At 39.5% G+C, this 16512-nt stretch carries 13 protein-coding genes and 1 tRNA gene; 8 read left to right on the forward strand and 6 right to left on the reverse strand.

Annotation, left to right across the window (positions count from 1 at the left end; genetic code table 11):
* Positions 1 to 755: 755 nt before the first annotated feature.
* Positions 756 to 962, reverse strand: coding sequence for a type II toxin-antitoxin system PemK/MazF family toxin (locus V7K79_RS24015; protein WP_335051168.1), 207 nt, complete (start codon positions 960 to 962; stop codon positions 756 to 758).
* 204 nt (positions 963 to 1166) lie between these two features.
* Between V7K79_RS24015 and V7K79_RS24020 the strand changes: the two genes are divergently transcribed.
* The 3 genes from V7K79_RS24020 to V7K79_RS24030 all read left to right on the forward strand — a co-directional run bounded on the left by V7K79_RS24020 (position 1167) and on the right by V7K79_RS24030 (position 6048).
* On the forward strand, positions 1167 to 3497 hold the full coding sequence (locus V7K79_RS24020; protein ID WP_335051114.1) for an ATP-binding protein: 2331 nt from the start codon (positions 1167 to 1169) through the stop codon (positions 3495 to 3497).
* Positions 3498 to 3549: 52 nt separating this feature from the next.
* Complete coding sequence (locus tag V7K79_RS24025; RefSeq protein WP_335051116.1) at positions 3550 to 4023, forward strand: response regulator; 474 nt, start codon at positions 3550 to 3552, stop codon at positions 4021 to 4023.
* Positions 4024 to 4326: 303 nt separating this feature from the next.
* Positions 4327 to 6048: an ATP-binding protein gene (locus tag V7K79_RS24030; protein ID WP_335051117.1), complete on the forward strand. Its 1722-nt coding sequence runs from the start codon at positions 4327 to 4329 to the stop codon at positions 6046 to 6048.
* 66 nt (positions 6049 to 6114) lie between these two features.
* Here V7K79_RS24030 and V7K79_RS24035 read toward each other — a convergent pair whose 3' ends face one another.
* Entirely contained in the window at positions 6115 to 6618 is a 504-nt protein-coding gene (locus V7K79_RS24035) for a GNAT family N-acetyltransferase (protein WP_335051118.1), read from the reverse strand.
* Positions 6619 to 7423: 805 nt separating this feature from the next.
* On the opposite strand from V7K79_RS24035, the gene V7K79_RS24040 reads away from it, so the two are divergent.
* The gene (locus tag V7K79_RS24040; RefSeq protein WP_335051120.1) at positions 7424 to 8368 is read left to right on the forward strand and encodes a hypothetical protein; all 945 of its coding nucleotides are present in this window, start codon (positions 7424 to 7426) and stop codon (positions 8366 to 8368) included.
* 68 nt (positions 8369 to 8436) lie between these two features.
* Here the strand turns inward: V7K79_RS24040 and V7K79_RS24045 are convergent, their stop codons facing one another.
* Positions 8437 to 10107: an ABC transporter ATP-binding protein gene (locus V7K79_RS24045; protein ID WP_335051122.1), complete on the reverse strand. Its 1671-nt coding sequence runs from the start codon at positions 10105 to 10107 to the stop codon at positions 8437 to 8439.
* A gap of 181 nt (positions 10108 to 10288) precedes the next feature.
* Between V7K79_RS24045 and V7K79_RS24050 the strand changes: the two genes are divergently transcribed.
* Entirely contained in the window at positions 10289 to 10654 is a 366-nt protein-coding gene (locus V7K79_RS24050) for a hypothetical protein (RefSeq protein WP_335051124.1), read from the forward strand.
* A gap of 21 nt (positions 10655 to 10675) precedes the next feature.
* Here the strand turns inward: V7K79_RS24050 and V7K79_RS24055 are convergent, their stop codons facing one another.
* Together V7K79_RS24055 and V7K79_RS24060 are read right to left on the reverse strand one after the other, a co-directional pair.
* Entirely contained in the window at positions 10676 to 11458 is a 783-nt protein-coding gene (locus V7K79_RS24055) for a TrmH family RNA methyltransferase (protein ID WP_335051126.1), read from the reverse strand.
* A gap of 95 nt (positions 11459 to 11553) precedes the next feature.
* A tRNA-Leu gene (locus V7K79_RS24060) sits at positions 11554 to 11635 on the reverse strand.
* A 406-nt stretch (positions 11636 to 12041) separates the two neighbouring features.
* On the opposite strand from V7K79_RS24060, the gene murA reads away from it, so the two are divergent.
* A complete protein-coding gene (murA, locus tag V7K79_RS24065; protein WP_335051170.1) occupies positions 12042 to 13409 on the forward strand; it encodes a UDP-N-acetylglucosamine 1-carboxyvinyltransferase in 1368 nt (455 codons plus the stop codon).
* A gap of 710 nt (positions 13410 to 14119) precedes the next feature.
* The gene (locus tag V7K79_RS24070; RefSeq protein WP_335051172.1) at positions 14120 to 14929 is read left to right on the forward strand and encodes a prohibitin family protein; all 810 of its coding nucleotides are present in this window, start codon (positions 14120 to 14122) and stop codon (positions 14927 to 14929) included.
* A gap of 323 nt (positions 14930 to 15252) precedes the next feature.
* On the opposite strand, the gene V7K79_RS24075 is transcribed toward V7K79_RS24070, so the two are convergent.
* Positions 15253 to 15714: a hypothetical protein gene (locus V7K79_RS24075; RefSeq protein WP_335051128.1), complete on the reverse strand. Its 462-nt coding sequence runs from the start codon at positions 15712 to 15714 to the stop codon at positions 15253 to 15255.
* A gap of 493 nt (positions 15715 to 16207) precedes the next feature.
* Between V7K79_RS24075 and V7K79_RS24080 the strand changes: the two genes are divergently transcribed.
* On the forward strand, positions 16208 to 16480 hold the full coding sequence (locus V7K79_RS24080) for a hypothetical protein (RefSeq protein WP_335051129.1): 273 nt from the start codon (positions 16208 to 16210) through the stop codon (positions 16478 to 16480).
* The last annotated feature ends 32 nt before the right edge of the window (positions 16481 to 16512 follow it).

Consider the following 16512-nt stretch of genomic DNA (forward strand, 5'->3'; position numbering starts at 1 on the left):
AGATGTTAATCGAGATGGTTATGCTGATTTAATTGAAGTTTGGCAAGATGGAGGAGTATACTCTTCCACAAGTTGGATTAATAATGGTCAAGGTTCATTCATTTAATAATAGAGCCATCACTGAAGGTGAGTTGTTATTTCACGGTATTCAATTTGCAACTATGGAGAATATATTAGCCGACTTTTGAAATTTTCAGGATATTCAGTTTGTTTAGATTTTAGCCGAATTGTTCAATTGCCCATTTGATGTCTATAGCGGTTCTAAGTACAGTATTTCACAAGTTCGTTCGTAGCGTTATTAAATCTCGCAAAGCCTTACTGGAGCATCGGTCGATTCGTCACGGATTTATGAAATGCTGTATTAAATTGAGTCCAATACAGACCTAACCCCCAACCCCTTCCCTTCAAGGGAAGGGCACGGTGGTTTCATACGAAAAAAGAGAAATACATAAGTCTTGATTTCTCCTTTCGCAGCATAGCTTTTTACCCCTCTTCAAACTTTTCCCCGGAGCGGAGAGAGGCTTTGAAACCCAGTTTTAGCACTTTAAAACAATGAGAACATCCCAAATATGCAAAATTATCTCAATTTATTCGTATTTTTACAAAATTGGGACGCTCTCTTTTGTGTTTATAGAACAATACAGTTCACTAAAGTTCACTTAAGCATTTCTTCCTTCTTTTCCTTTGCTTCTTTTGCAGTTCATTGAAAAAATCGACTCTCACAAATAGTTAAGCCTTAACCCAAGCGTATTGGTTTATAAAATTAGAGGCTCAATTTTTGCTTGCACTTCTTCAATTAGCTCAGGTTCAACTTTCTCTACAAACAAAATTTTCTTAGCTTTCCAGTCCAGCGATTTGATCTGATCCGCTAGCACTACGCCACTGGTTATCATTCCATCAGGAAGCGGAACCTCAAAGTTAAGACCTTTTTTTTGATTAGTAATTGGACAGATTAGAACTATACCATAATTTCTCTTTTCGGTGCGTTACGAAAGCTGTAATACACCGAAAACCATCTTCTCATTGTTTGCACTTACCTACTTACTGTAAAAACTATAATTGGCACAGATATATACGATCGCATTCGTACTTATCGGCATATAACTTTAAAGAAATGTGACTTTTAATTGCGCTATTGTAAAAGTCAGGTTTACATAAGTTCAGTTATGAGCCAGTCTGAATATACTACAGCCCAAGCTACTGCCCTGACTAATCACGATCGCCTACCGATTCATATACCTGGCTCGATTCAACCTCATGGCGTTCTCCTGGCACTCAGTACTCAGCTAGAGATACTGCAAGTTAGCAACAATACCCAAGTGTATTTGGGTAAAGCTCCAGAAGATTTGCTCAGTCAACCTTTGAGCTATTTACTTGACCCTAAGTCAGTGGAAATTGTCAAGCAGTGCTTGGTAAAAAAGATTGGCAGCGCTAATGCTTTTAAAGTATTAATAAATACCTTAAGTGGGAAAAGATTTTTTAATGCGATCGCTCATCGTATAGAAGAAGCTGTAATTCTGGAGCTAGAACCAACTGACTCGGAATTTGAGGTGAGTTTCTTAAACTTTCATAGTTTGGCGAGTGAAGCGATCGCTAAAATGCAAAAGACATCCAATCTGGGAGAATTTTTGCATCTGGTTGCCGAAGAAATCCAAAAAATCATCGGTTTCGACCGGGTGATGGTCTATCAATTTGACGAGTCAGAAGCGGGTTCTGTTGTTGCAGAAGTTAAACGGGAAGATTTATCACCTTATTTAGGACTCCACTATCCCGCTACAGATATTCCAGCGCAGGCTAGGGAGTTATACACGCGTTGCTTTCTGCGATTTCTCCCCGATTTGACTACCGAACCTGTCAAACTAGTTCCCACGGAAAATCCAACAACACATCAGCATCTTGACTTAAGCTACTCTGTTCTCCGAAGTTTTGATTGGTGTTGTACTGAATATCATCAAAATATGGGAGTGAAGGCTCTTTTGGTGATTTCACTGATTCAAGAGCAGAAACTTTGGGGATTAATATCCTGCCATCATCAAACATCAAAGTATATTTCTTACGAAGTCCGCAAGATGTGCGAATTCTTGGGACAGATTGCGTCTTCAGAATTAGCACACAAAATTAGTAACTCAGAATTGGATTATAAGGTAAAGCTCAAATCGCTACAGTCTGAGTTTCTAGAATCTATTTCCCAAGCAGACAATTTTATCGATGCCCTAATCAAACCAGAAATGCGCTTGCTCGAACTTGTTAGTGCTTCAGGAGCGGCGGTTTGTCTGGATAATGAAATTACCCTTATGGGGACAACACCGAATATTGATAAAGTTAAGGCGCTCGTTGAATGGGCGGATAGTCAAGTTAGTGATAACCTGTTTTCTACTGATTCTCTACCGAAGCTTTACCAAGAGGCGCTGATATTTAAAGATACTGCTAGTGGCTTGTTGTTACTGCGGATTTCTAAAGTCCGGCGCTATTACATCCTTTGGTTTCGCCCCGAAGTTATCCAAACGGTACAATGGGCAGGAAATCCACAGGAATCTATGCAAGCACAGGCAGATGGTAGCTTTACTGTGCCTGTGCGAAAATCTTTTGCAGAATGGCAAGAAACGGTTAGATTAACTTCTCTACCCTGGAAACCTTGTGAACTTGAAAGTGCGATCGCTCTGAGTAATGCGATCGTTGGTATTGTACTCTCGAAAGCGGATGAATTAGCTAAAATCAACCTCGAGTTAGAGCGCAGCAACCAAGAACTAGCATCCTTTGCTTACGCCGCTTCCCATGACCTCAAGGAACCTTTGCGGGGTATTTATAATTTCTCGACAGTGCTGTTAGAAGACTATGCCCAAGTATTAGATGATGAGGGGATTGAATGTTTGCAAACAGTAGTATCCTTGTCTGTACGCATGGAAACTCTGATTAATGCTCTATTGCGACTCTCGCAGTTAGGACAAGCACAACTACGCTTGCAAGCAACTGACCTCAACGAATTACTCAACCAAGTAATTGATGTTTTTCGTGCTAGTCGTTATGACGCTCAACTTGCCGATATTCGCATTCCTCGGCCTTTACCAACAGTTCAGTGCGACCAAGTTCTTGTTAATGAAGTTTTCAGTAATCTGCTTGGCAATGCGTTCAAATACAACGATAAGGCAGAGCAATGGGTTGAGATTGGCTACTTAGATGAAGGACTGGAGACTAGGGACTGGGGACTAAGGAAGAGTTTTCTTAACCCAATTCCTAATCATCATTACCCCTTATCCCCAGAGGGGGCGCCACCTTCCCCAATTTTTTATATCCGCGATAACGGTATTGGAATTCCAGAGCATCACCTAAAAATCATCTTTAGATTATTTAAGCGGCTCCACTCTCAGCAAAAATACGGTGGAGGAGCAGGTGCAGGACTAGCTATCGTTAGGAAGATTGTTGAGCTTCACAACGGTCAAATTTGGGTGAAATCTACTGTAGGTGTTGGCTCGATATTCTATTTTACGTTGCAATAGTTTAAGATGATAACTAAATATATATTTTTGTTAAGTTCTTTTAAGACCAAAAATGACTAAAAAACTTCATGAACCTCTGCTCGTTGTTGAGGACAGCAATGAAGATTTTCGGATACTACAACGTCTGATGCAGCGTATGTCCGTCCAGAACCCCATACACCGTTGTACTAATGGAGATGAGGTTTTAAAGTTGCTTTATCAACAGGAAAACGATGCCTACCCTAAGAACGAAGACCGACCCGATTCTGAAGTAGCATTACGACCCTCTGTGATCTTGCTCGATCTCAATTTGCCAGGTATTGATGGCCGTGACATTTTGGATCGGCTCAAGCAAGACAAGAGTTTCAAGGGAATCCCCATCGTTGTTTTTACCACATCATCTAACCCCAAGGATATTGAATTGTGCTACCAAAAGGGCGCAAATGGATATATGGTAAAACCGATGGATGCTCAGGAACTAAAAAAGACGATCCAGGCATTCGTGGACTACTGGCTTGAAGCTAATATACCGCCAGTCTTCGATTAATTTATTTATTTATTCTCTGTTGATGAAGCAGTAGGGACAAAAGGACAACAAGAAAGACGGCTCAGAGGGCACAGCCATATTTTCCTCTCTGAATCACTGTGTCTGCTTATCTTTTATAGATGGGTTTTCTCGTCGTTGTATTTTTCCCACTCTGTTCGACTGGTTGTATTGCTTTAAAATCACTTAAAGAATTTAGATTTTATTTATTTATTTATACTACTTTTATATTAGTTTTAGAATTATGCCATAAAAACACAATCTGGATAAAAGGGATCTACATCGCTCCCCGATCCTCATAACCTTATGTTGGACACATGGACGCTACTTATCATCGATGATTGTGCCGCAGATCGGAAAATCTATCGTCGATATCTTTTGAAAGATCCGCACCAGTGCTACAAGATTTTGGAGGCAGACTGTGCAGAAGAAGGACTTGCTTTGTGCCAAAAAGAACATTGCGATGTCATTCTGCTGGATTTTTGTCTACCTGATATGAGTGGGTTAGAACTCTTTGATCGGATGCAGCAGGAGATATTTGAGACTTCTGTCCCTGTGATTATGTTGACAGGGCGTGGCGATGAAGAGGTGGCTGTGCAAGCAATGAAACGGGGTGCCTTGGATTATTTAGTCAAGCAACACCTGACACAGGATGTACTACAATTAGCAGTCCGCAACGCCATAAAACAATCGTGCTTGCAAGCCCAACTGATCAAAACTCAAGAGCGACAGCGCCTAATTGCCACAACTGCTCTGCGAATTCGTCAATCTCTTAACCTAGAGCAAATTTTGAATACAGCGGTAGCTGAGGTACAGCAACTTCTGAAGTGCGATCGCGTGATGGTGTATCAGTTCGCCACAGATACTGACGGTAAGATAGTTGCCTCCTCAGCTGAGTCATACTGCACTGTAGCATTGTGCGATCGCGTCGGGGCTGGCGACTGGGGGCTGGGGACTGGGGACAAGGGGACGAGGAGACAAGGGAGACAAACAGACAGGGGACTGATGACTAAAGAAGAGTTTACCCAATCCCCAATCCCTTATATCTATGAGCTTGGCTTATGTAATTGTATTAACCTAAAAGAGCAATTTAATACTAAGCCCAATCTGGTAGTTCCGATTAATCTAAGTAACAATGGCAACCCAACTCCTAAGCTTTGGGGTTTATTGATTGCTCACCAGAATTCTGGGGAACGACAGTGGCAAACTGATGATGCAGAAATGCTCAATGAAGTATCAGTGCAATTAGCGATCGCTATTCAACAGGCAGAATTGTTAGCCCAAACTCAAGCAGCCCTTGCCAAAGAAAAGCAACTCAATGTATTTAAATCCCAAATAATTACAACGGTTTCCCATGAGTATCGAACCCCACTAACTTCAATTCTGGCTGCGGCATCAACTTTGGTCAAACATAGTCAGCAACTAGATGAGTCCAAACAGCAGAGGTTCTTGGGAATCATTGAACAGAAAGCAAGATATATGTCCAAACTCGTGGATAATATGCTTCTGGTTAACCAACTTGAACTGGAAAAACCTAAACTTCAACCAATCTCAGTCGATTTACTACAATTTTTTTCTGACCTTTTAGAACAAGAGCGAGAAACAATAGGCGATCGCCACGAATTGATTTTTAAAGTTACTGGTAATCATCATGGATTTTGGGGCGATCGCGGGCTTTTGCAGCAAATTTTTATTAACTTAATGTCTAATGCCATTAAGTACTCTCCAGATGGAGGTAATGTAGAATTCCAGCTTGTTGGCAAAGAATCAGAAGCAGTTTTTTACATCAAAGATCAAGGAATTGGTATCCCAATGGCAGATCAAGAAAATTTGTTTCAATCCTTCAGCCGTGGAAGCAACGTTGACACAATTCCTGGTACAGGCTTAGGGCTAGCGATCGCTAAAGCTTGTGTGGAGTTACATAATGGTAGTATTACCTTGTCAAGTGAAGTGGGGCAAGGAACTAAAGTTACAGTTAACTTACCAAAGATATGCCCAACTAGTCAACTATCTTCATCATCTACTTGAATTGTGGCAATTTGGTTATCAATTCTAAAAAATTACCCGTAGCAGTCTCAGAAAAAAGCGATCGCCTCAAACAACAGGTTTACTAATTTGTAGTCCCATGATTACTAAGTCCCGTTCAACGCTGTCAATTTCGGCAATTTTAGGCAAATGTCCCCAGCGTTGAAAACCAAATCTTTCAAAGAGTTTTAAACTGGGCTGATTGTGAGCAAAAATGAAGCATACTAAGCTCTTTATACCCAAACTAGGACTTTCACTAATTGCTTGTGCTAAGAGTTGCCGTCCCAAGCCACACCGATGAAAGCTAGGGGCGATATAAATACTAATTTCAGCTGTCTTACTATAGGCGGGTCGCCCATAAAAGGATTGGAAACTAAGCCATCCAGCAATTACTCCTTCAACTTCGATTACCCAAAGTGGGCGTTGTGAAGGCGATCGCCCTTTAAACCAAGCAAGACGGCTTTCCACAGATACTGCTTCTAAGTCAGCAGTTGCCATTCTAGACGGAATTGCAGTATTATAAATTGCCACAATTGCAGGCAAATCAGCTTCAGTCGCATGGCGAATGGTCATTGCTACCGTCTTGGAAAAAATCTTCAGAAAATATTCAAAAATAATACAGTGTTAACAGTAGTCAATTCTACGGTTTCTATCGTAATTGTCACAAATACTTTGCCAGGTAAGGATAGTCTACCTTAAATAAGGTAATGGCTAATCCTACTAGTAAGTATGCAATGTGCCACTATCAAAGCCACCACAGCTGTTATAACCAGAGCAAAATTATAACACCCTACCTAATGTATTTTCTTGTACAGAAAAACTTTATAACTTCTTATACCGATTCTCTATAAACTTGCACTAAATAATTTGATCTCTCTTCTTGCTCTTTTCTTGGCGTTCTTCTCTACGAAACGCTGCGCGTTGGCGGAGCCTCTCGTAGAGAAGGCGGTTCGTTTTAAAAATAAAGTGCATCTTCACGGATAATTAGTATTATTTCTAAGTTTTTTAATTTTAACTTTTTATTCGTAAAGCATCATTCAGTATTCTGGGTAACTGAAAGTTTTAATATTCATCCTATATAAATAGATAAGCTTATCATCACAGGAAAAGTTTGATTTTTCCTCTAAATATTTATATACCGCTTTTGACAAGTTTTACATCAAAGAATAAAACCTTAATTCCTTTAACAGAATAGATTAGAAAGAATTCTCTTATGAATGAACACATAGATATTTTATTTCAAATTTATACATGGCAATATATTGTTTTAACTTAGCTTTAATAAAGACAAGTTATATATAGCTAAAGACAGAGGTTTATACCATATATTAGTCTTTAAAATTAATGCAAAGATAAATTAACATTAAGTAAAAGTACTATGTCCATTCATTGTTTGAAGATTAATGATAAATTTAGTACCAATAAAAATAGTAATATTTCAAAAGTTGTTGACGTAGCACTTTTTATAGATCAAATCAAAAGTAATATTTGGCTTTTTGGTATTCCCTCTTGGCTTTTTGGGATAACTGATAGAAGCATAGCTGCATTTGCCGATGGTTATTTTTCTCCTCTAGAAATATTTCAGCTATTTACAGCTTCTTTCTTTTTTGTCAGTTGGCTATATCTCAAGCCGGAAGAAAGCTTTAATAGTAATGATTTAGACCCCAGCCAATATCAAGAATATTTGGATCGCACTCAAGCTAACAAACTTCAAATAAAAAAGCTCCACATGATAAGTCAAGAATATATTTTACCGTTTCCTTATATTTGCCAAATTTATCATCTATTGAGCTTAAAGCATTTGGAAACAGTTCATAAGTTTAGCCTTAATAACCTGAAGATTTTTCAAATTAGTCACTTTCAGCCCACAAATACTGGTGGAATAATCAAATTTCAAACAATATTAGACTCACCAGCTAATCCCTTGAGAATTTGGCGGCAACCTATTGTAGAGGTGGATTTAATATTACATAGCCCTTACACTATTGAACTGAGTATTCCAGTCTATAATAACAAAAGGATAATTGTTATATTTTATGCTTTTCCATTAAATGACTCAGAACATCATTTTTTTATAGATATTTATAGTGATTTAGAGTGGCCAAAGCCATTATTGCAAATAATATTGCATTTTGCTTCTTGCTTGACCCTATTTGAAGATTTGCCGTATTTAAGAGCTTTAACTGAGAAAAACATCGGGCGTTTATTCAACTTAAATAAAACTTCAAATCACGAGACTGCATTGCTGTTTAAAAGATTCGTTGAGCTTTATGGTTCGAGTGGAGAACCAACTAGATTACTTGAGGAAAGAGAAGATAGTTAGGAAACGCGATTAATCATGTCTGTACAGAAGTTAGAAGTTTAAAACTTCTAACTTCTAATTTTATTTAGTTAAGTGCGTGCTAGTAAGGGAGCAGCAGCTAGTAAGGTTTTGGTATACGGGTGCTGAGGATTGGCAAAAATATTTTTTGTAAGACCAAGTTCGACAATTTTACCGCCATTCATTACGGCAATACGATCGCACAAAAATCTAGCTAACCAAAGGTCATGAGTAATGAATAGATAAGTTAACTCAAACTCTTGCTTTAATTGCAACATCAAATCCAGAACTTGCGACTGCACGCTAGCATCTAACATACTCACGGGTTCATCGCAAATTAAAAGTTTCGGATGAGTAATCAAAGCACGAGCGATCGCTACTCGTTGTTGTTGTCCACCAGACAAATCCGACGGGTAACGCTCATAATACACTTCTGGCGGTGTTAAGCCAACTTTATTTAGCATCCACAAAACCTGTTCTTTTGCCTTGGCAGAATTGGCTATATTGTGGATAAATAAAGGATCTGCAATACTTTGTCCCACTGTCATCGCTGGATTGAGACAAGCATGAGGATCTTGAAAGACCATTTGTATTTGTCGCCGCGATGAACGAATTTTTTGACGCGATAGTTTAGTTAAATCCTGTCCTAAAAACTCTACTTTGCCGCTAGTAGGAGGAATTAGTTGCAATATTGTTCGTGATAATGTACTTTTGCCACAACCTGATTCTCCGACTAAGCCGAGAATTTCTCCTGAATAAAGATCCAGGTTGATTCCATCTACTGCTTTAATTGTCTGCGCTTGGGTGTTAAGCAATCGTTCAATAAAGTTAGGCTCTATGGTGTAGTGTTGCTTAAGTTCTGTAACGCTCAAAATTGGAGATCGCTGCTTTATAATCGGTAATTGCTTTTCTTCGTCATTGGCAATTATCAATTCTCCACTGTCAGTTACTGCTTGAATGTGTAAAGCTGCTTTTAGGAGCGATCGCGTGTATTCATGTTGAGGTTGCCTAAATACGGTTTCTGTAGAACCCATTTCGACGATCTTACCGTTGTACATCACGCCAATGCGATCGCAATACTCAGCTACCATTGCTAAATCGTGAGAAATCAGCAACAATCCCATGTTTTCTTCACTGCACAGGCGAGTTAATTCTTGCAATATCTGCGCGGAGACAGTGACATCCAAACTAGTAGTGGGTTCGTCAGCAACAATAAACTTGGGGTTGAGGAGTAAAGCTAAAGCGATCGCTACCCGTTGGCGCATTCCACCGCTAAACTCATGAGGATACTGATTCCAGCGACTAGGGGGAATATTCACCTTTGCCAAGGTAGCAAGTGCTTTTTCTTTAGCTTGGCGCGCTGATAATTGTGGTGAGTGCGCCTGGAGGGTTTCGATACAATGCTTACCAATCGTCATCAATGGATCGAGGCGTGTCATGGGATCTTGAAAAATTAAGGCGATCGCCTCTCCCCGAAATTTCCGCAGGTGGTTAGGTGTCAAGTCAAACACTGACTGTCCTTGAAATGTTACCCGTCCCTCAATACGGCTAGAGGCTGGTAGTAAACGCATTACTGCCCGTCCGAGAGTTGATTTCCCACAACCTGACTCTCCTACCAATCCCATTCTTTCACCTGGTTGCAACGTGAAAGATACATCATCAACCGCCCAATTTGCTTCTTCTCCACTCCGCCCAGGATAGGCAACTCGCAGATTTTCGATACAGAATAAGGCTTTACTCATAGTTAGTTATCAGCCCTGAGCTACCAGTTTTTATAATTTCAAATTTAGGATAGTCTATCAAATTAAGTATTAGACCTGTTTTATAAAACTTACCTAAACGCTAGCCAAACTTGATTTAGTCTACCCGTAGCGATCGCAATAAATCTCCAATCTTAGCAATTGCAGACAGCTATCGATATTCTTGATAAGCACTGCTAAAGTTGATACAGCACACAACTATGATGTTATTAGTGCAAAATTTAAATCTGTAGGAACTAGAATCAAAATTAAGTCAGTAAATCAGGATTTTCAAGCTAATATTATGGAGCAAAATCAGCCAGAACAGCAGCACGCGGCCGACCGAGTGTTTCAAAAGTCTCTCGAGCAGTTGGAGGATATCTTACAAGAAAGTTCGACTGAGGAAGAAAAGATCCCGCAACTGCATACTAGTAATTTCACTGAAGTCGAACTCGACGATCAAGACTTGATAGATATTGATTTAGCCGCTCTTGAGGACGCAGTTGCTGATATTGAACAATATCTCGAAGAAATAACAAAAACCAAATAAGGGGTAAAAAGTTAAAATTCATTACTGACAAATCGATTGCCGTTGAGCTTCGTACAACATTAAAGCGGCTGCGATCGCCACATTCAAAGATTCCACCCCAGGACTCAAAGGAATTCTGACTTGCCGATCTGCGATCGCTGCTAAATCTGCCGACAATCCAGCACCTTCATTTCCCAGTAAAATCATACTGGGTTTTCGCCAGTCCACTTCCCAATAAGTTAAAGTCGCACTCGGTAAGGTTGCTACTACCTGCATTCCTGCTTGCTGACTTTGTTGGACTGTTGCTTTTAAATCTTTGGTTACGGCTGTTGCTAGGCGAAACCATTGCCCTGCGGAAGCACGTAGAACTTTAGGGCTATCTAAATCTACACTATCTCCACTGACCCACAAACCTGATGCTCCGGCGGCGGCGGCGGTGCGAATCATCGTACCCAGGTTGCCGGGATCTTGTACTGTTTCTAAAGCTAGCACTAAACCAGTCAATGGTAGTTGAGTTTGGCTTTTGCTTCGTTTTGCCGTTGCCACCACACCATCCGGTTGGACTGTGGTGGCGATCGCATCCAATACTTCTGGACTGACAATTTCGGCGCGATCGCATCGGTTACAAGCTTCTTCCCACAACAAAGGGTGGGTTACTTGCCAATCTGGGGTACAACACACTGTTTCTAGTGGGTAATTGACCGCACAAGCTTCTTCTAACAGGTGTGTTCCTTCTAGTAAAAATAACTGCTGCTTGTGCCGCTCCTTGGTGGAGTGTAGCTTACGAATTTGTTTGACTAGAGAATTTTGTAAACTGGTCAACATTAAAAACTTAGGAGTTAAAAATTAATAGTTAGGAGTTAATTTAGTTATCTTTCAACTCATAACTCTTAACTTGTAACTCCTAACTTAAGATAGTATGCGGAACCCGGGACTTGAACCCGGAAGCCTTGCGGCACTAGAACCTGAATCTAGCGCGTCTGCCAATTCCGCCAGTTCCGCTGGCATTTTTGCTTATCGACAATTTCTTATTATTGCGTTATGTTTTACCTTTGTCAAGTAAAAGCATAACGCCTCGTTAAAAGTCTCTAACTGGAAACGAGTTTTTTAAGCACGAGGTGGAATCAAAATATTAACTGAAAAATATAGCACTGATTTTTACAAAACACTTAAGTTCTTTTACTGAGTATTTATTTTTGCTTAAAACTACTACTAATTCATTCTTTCTTGAAATTTTTTAAAAAGCTTAAAAAGCTTGCCATTGCTTGTTATCAGCCCGGATTTTTCACTTAAAAAACAATTTTTTATACAAAACAGTGCTTTAAAACGTGGACATTTTGAATCTTTACTGTAGAATCAAAACCAACTTCAAACATATAAAATACGTATTACTTTTGGAGGTAGGCTTATTAATCCTTCTACCAGCTTACCAGATGCCAAAATTGCTCCAGAAGCAGACTCCTCAGTCTTGCAAATTTGGGGTGGGCATCCTTTGCGGGGTCATGTACAAATTAGCGGGGCAAAAAATTCAGCACTGGTAATCATGGCTGGAGCCTTGCTGTGTCCGGGCGATTGTCGTATCCGCAATGTCCCTTTGTTAGCGGACGTAGAGCGGATGGGTCAGGTGTTATCAGCTTTGGGTGTGCAATTAACCCGACAAGGCGACATTTTAGACATCAACGCCAGCGAGATTAAAACATCAAAAGCTCCCTACGAATTAGTTACCCAGTTGAGAGCGAGTTTTTTCGCCATTGGAGCCATTCTGGCAAGACTGGGAGTAGCACAGATGCCTTTACCAGGCGGTTGTGCGATTGGGGCAAGACCAGTTGACTTGCATGTTCGAGGACTGCAAGCAATGGGAGCGGAAGTACAAATTGAGCATGGCATTTGTAATGCCTACATCCCTGGCAGCAGCCGGAGATTAAAAGGTGCGAAGATTTACTTAGACATTGCCAGTGTTGGAGCGACAGAAAACTTGATGATGGCGGCTACCCTGGCTGAGGGTGAAACAATCATCGAAAATGCTGCCAGAGAACCGGAAGTAGTCGATCTAGCTAACTTCTGTAACGCGATGGGAGCGAAGATTCAGGGCGCGGGGACTAGCAGGATTATTATCGAAGGAGTCCCCAAGTTGCATTCTGTTGACTACAGCATTATTCCCGATCGCATTGAGGCCGGGACATTTTTGCTGGCAGCAGCAATTACCCGCTCAGAACTTATTCTCTCGCCGGTTGCTCCAGAACATCTCATCCCAGTAATTGCCAAGCTGCGGGATATTGGAGTAACAATAATTGATGAAAAGCCCAATCAATTACGCATTCTGCCAGCAGAAACCCTTAAGGCAACGGATATTGAAACTCAATACCATCCAGGTTTTCCCACAGATATGCAAGCGCCATTCATGGCTTTACTGGCACTAGCAGAAGGCGACAGCGTAATTAACGAATCTGTCTTTGAAAATCGCTTGCGTCATGCCTCAGAGTTGAATCGTTTGGGGGCAGATATTCGTGTCAAAGGCAATGCTGCTTTCGTTCGGGGAGTACCAAAATTATCTGGTGCACCAGTATTAGGTACAGACTTACGAGCATCGGCAGCATTAGTCATCGCCGGACTTGCAGCAGAAGGACAAACTACAATTCAAGGTTTACAGCACCTCGATCGCGGCTACGATCGACTTGATATGAAGTTGCAGCAATTAGGGGCTAAAATCCTCCGCGTGGGAGAAACATCAACAGATGCAGAAATCGCTTCTAGCATCGGTAGCCTGTCAAGTTGAAATTGAGCGGTTGAGACTGATGCTGGGATAAGAAGAACAAGGGAGACAAGGTATAGCAGGAGGCAGGAGGCAGGAGGCAGAGGGCAGGAGGCAAGAGGTAAAACTATTTATTGCTAACTCTCTTCTTTCACCCCATCCTTATGTCCTAAAGAGTGTGACTACGGCTATAAAATCTTCTCCCTTGTCTGCCTTTATCTCTGTTATCTATACCTTGCAATCTGCTGAATTCTCCTGATAGATAGAGGCTTTTAAGCTTTGCCCATGTCCTTTTTTGATGAATATTCTGGAAAAATCTGTGTTGGCTGTTACAATATTGTTAAGAAAAGTTGCCTGTTGCATTTTGGGAACGTGCAACTGGGTTTTAACTCTCTTGAGAAGACAACGCAAAAACATTTTTTAGACCGGCTGTGGGAGGCTGGTCTTTTTGTATTTAAAGTCCTTATGCATTATACTTATCACTTTGGATGTAATACTTATACTGTTTTATTAATTACTTTTATTGGTTTGTAATACATTGGTTATTCAGTTACCAAATCGCCTCAAAGCTTAAATAAACTGTGTAAAACATCTTCTCCTGACAAAGTAACAGGCGATTCCAACACCTCAACCTCTTGGTCTTGCCGATACACCTCTACTTGGCGATCGCATCCACATTATCACTACCTTCTTTAGTTGCAAATATTACTGATGCTCTTTTCCCGTTCACACAAATGAGAAAAATTACAAATTTCAACAGTGCTGGTAAACTGACCGCTCTTTTGTTCCTGATAACTCTCTTTCTCACACCTTGTGTGATTGTAAATGCAGGAGAACGTGGTGTCTTAATGAAATTTGGCGAAGTACAAAACCAGATATTAGGAGAAGGACTTCACTTAATTATTCCTGTAGTCAATACTGTAAAAAAGTTAAGTATCCGAGTCCAGAAACAAGAAATCTCTGCTGAGGCTTCTTCCAAAGATTTACAAAATGTTTTTGCTGATGTAGCTCTCAATTGGCATGTTATTCCTCAAGAAGCAAATGCCATTTTTCAGGAAATTGGAGATGAACAAAATGTAGTTGTTCGGATTATTAACCCAGCGGTTAATGAAGTGCTAAAAGCAGTAATAGCAAAGTATACTGCTGAAGAAATTATTACTAAACGAGGAGAGGTAAAAAGTGGAGTAGATGATGCATTGTCGACACGATTAGGTAGCTATCACGTTGCTATTGATGATATTTCTCTAGTTCATGTGCATTTTTCAGAACAATTTGATGAGGCGGTGGAGGCAAAGCAGATTGCTGAACAAGAAGCAAAACGAGCAGAGTTTATCGCACTCAAAGCAACAAAAGAGGCTGAAGCAAAAGTTAATTTAGCCAAAGGAGAGGCTGAGGCACACAGATTATTACGTGATGGTTTAACTCCAGAAATTCTGCAAAGGCAAGCAATAGAAAAATGGAATGGTAAGTTGCCATTAATTGTAAGTAAGGAGCCTCCAAAATTGTTAAATTTGAGTGAATTTTTAAAATTTGACGAAAATTGATCTTCTCGCTAGCTGATTTGCTCTCCATCCAGAGACTTATACCAATTCTCTATGAATATCTTAGTTTTAAAAAACGAACCGCCTTCTCTGCAAGAGGCTTCCACCAACGCATTAGCGTCTCATTAGAGAAGAACGCCAAGGAAGAGAGATAATCATTTAGTGCAAGCTTATAATGAATTGGCATTAGAAGCCAGATTTATTGAATAAGTCAGTTTTTTTGTTCGTAACTCCTCCACTTATTGCTATATCTGCTATATATATAGTATGGGTGTATAGATATGCACCTATACTATCGATTCCTTTTAGGAAGGTGATAAACTAAATTAACTGTTGGAGAATAAAATAGGAGAATCAATAATTTTCAACTGGATCAACAGTATAATCAGCAGGGTATAAACTGTCGAAGAAATTAAACCTGTGAACAATTCTTTTTTGAGGCTATGCTCTTGAGGTTCTTTTTGAAAAATGTCTTTAGAACCGAACTGCATTAAGAGAATTCCCACAATATTAGAGAGCCAGTATCCGATAATTGAACAAGGTAGAAGCAATTTTGGAGAAAGTAAACTACATACATACCCAAAACCATAAGCTATTGGCAAATTGAATAGTAAATCATTCCACCAACACAATGGTGATAATAAATATCCTAGTACTAAAAAAAATCCACCTCTGAGTTTTTTGAAAATGTCTTTTTTGAACTGTACTGGAGTAGACTGTGGTAATTGCTCTAATGCTGTGTCTCTTGTTACATTTAACTCTTGACTAACGTTTTGGACGCTTTCCATAAAATAATCACTATTCCTATCGTCTTAGTGTAGTTTAATATATAAACTAAATTAACGTCTAGTACACAAGTGATGATATTTTGGCTTTTTAATGCTGAAAGTTTTACCACTGGATAGTCTCAGCAAAATTGTAAAAAGCAAAATTGAGTTTAAATCAACTATAACTTCACGATATCTGAATTTCTGCTAGAGACACATCAGTTAGTTTGCTTCTTGCAGAATCTAGATTTTTCCTTGAATATTTGATTTAGATAAAACAATTTATACACAATTGAGACAATCAACGTTATTTATTGCTCAATAAGTTTCAAAATAAATATCTTTCTAAAGAATAACACATGATGAGTTTTAACACCGATACTACAATAGCCAAAGCTTTATTAGCTTAGGGTGAAGTTGAGTTGCAAAATTTTTAGGTTTTTGCATATAGCATGAGCAGAAATTTGAACTAATAATAGCTACAATAAAAGTACTGAGGTATCTTAATCGAAAAATGACAGATTTAACTTCAAACAGCAACTTTTTAATAGTTGGAATTGTTTTTATAACGATTGCTGTTATCGGGCAATCTAAATTAGCTTTTATTGAAATAAATCCTGGTTTTTTTGGAAGAATTTTGGCTTTAATTATTGGTATTTCAAGTCTATTATATGCTTTAGGGCTATTCAATTTTTCAACAGTAAACCTGGATTTATTAAGAACTTCTCTGACAGAAGAAATCAAACAGAGTATCAGTTCAATTAATGACCTTTTGCAAGGTTCATAATAAATCGAAAATAAACTTTTCTGTCTGTATCT

It is taken from the genome of Nostoc sp., assembly GCF_036917575.1.
Classification (GTDB): domain Bacteria; phylum Cyanobacteriota; class Cyanobacteriia; order Cyanobacteriales; family Nostocaceae; genus Nostoc.